The organism is Vibrio sp. 811 (genome assembly GCF_033339195.1).
The window spans coordinates 1-652 of sequence record NZ_JAWOUB010000502.1; the positions used below are offsets into that span (position 1 = coordinate 1).

Annotated in this window: 1 protein-coding gene; it reads right to left on the reverse strand. The window is 47.1% G+C overall.

The genetic code is table 11. The features are described 5' to 3' along the window. A partial coding sequence (locus tag R7Q46_RS27730; RefSeq protein WP_318078362.1) for a pyruvate formate lyase family protein occupies positions 1–652 on the reverse strand: 652 nt, incomplete at both ends.

Sequence of the window (652 nt, forward strand, 5' to 3'; positions counted from 1 at the left end):
GCGTGTTGACAAATTGCGCCAACTCATCGATATAAACTTGGTAAGCATCAGCCAGCAATTGGTCGACATAATCGTCGTCATTGCCGTATTTTGGCGCGAAGTTGATTAAGCGTTGGCGAAGTTGTTCGTTCTCAATACCATCGAAGTCTTCTTCCAATGCTTTTGCCAATTCCGTTTGGCTGATTTGTGCTTCTTCAAACACAAAATGTTTGATCGCCGACAAACTGTTACCCAAATTGGCGATACCCACTTGCAAGCCAGATACCCAATCGTATTTCGCTCCGCCTTCTTTTACTGTTTTACCACGCGCCAAACAGTCATCCACCAGCGATGAGCAGAAAATATCTTGCGCTTGCTGTTCAAGCACGCTGTCGACTACGGTATCGATCTCAATCGATTTACGTGTGTAGTAGCGAATTTGCTCCGCCCAAGAAGCGGTGACTTGCTCAAAGCTCTCGAAGTTACCTTTTGCTAGCGACTTATCATGCGGCAAGAAGGCTCTGCCCGTCGTTGCATCCACACCTTCGTTAAGCGCAGCCAGTAAAATACGCGCAAAGTTAATGAAGCTCATGCCCGTACAACGGTAACCCCATTTGCCTGGAACAGCGGTTTCAATACAGCCAATAGACGCGTAGTTGTAAGCGTCTGCTTT